The 491-nt window shown below is 72.7% G+C and carries 1 protein-coding gene; it reads right to left on the bottom strand.

Going from position 1 to position 491, the window contains the following annotated elements; translation table 11 throughout:
• The coding region (locus AB4Z38_RS25805; protein WP_441432349.1) for a glycoside hydrolase family 3 protein at positions 1 to 491 on the bottom strand (491 nt) is incomplete at both ends.

The raw sequence follows: 491 nt of genomic DNA, 5'->3' as shown, positions 1-491 counted from the left end.
GCGGGCCAGGTGGTCGGAAGCCGGCCGCCGGGCTCGGCCTCGCCAACCAGGATGTCGGCGAGGGCGGTGCCGAATTCCTGCCCGCCGAAGTACCCGATCAGGATGCCCGCTACTTCGTGGCGCCAGGGCAGCAGCACCGGGGACCCGGAATTGACGATCACGACGGTGCGCGGGTTGGCGGCGGCGACGGCGTGGACCAGGCGGTCCTGCAGGCCCGGTAGCTCCAGGGTGGTGCGGTCGTAGCCTTCGGATTCGACGCGGGAGTTCGTGCCGACCACGACGACGGCGACCTCGGCCGCCCGGGCCGCAGCGGCGGCTTCGTTGATGAGGGCCTCGGGGTCGGTGTTGTCCGCTTCGAGCCCGATGGTCACGGCCAGGGCGTTGGACAGGGACCCGGTGCGCCCGGCGAGGTCCAGTTCCACCGTGACCTCCAGCGGAACACCTGCCCTCGCCGCGACCGGAACGGAGGCGGAGGGCGGGGCCAGGAACGC

Source organism: Arthrobacter sp. 2RAF6 (assembly GCF_052115205.1).
Taxonomy (GTDB): domain Bacteria; phylum Actinomycetota; class Actinomycetes; order Actinomycetales; family Micrococcaceae; genus Arthrobacter.
Note: the sequence above shows the minus strand (reverse complement) of the source record. Positions and strands in the feature narration are given on the sequence as shown.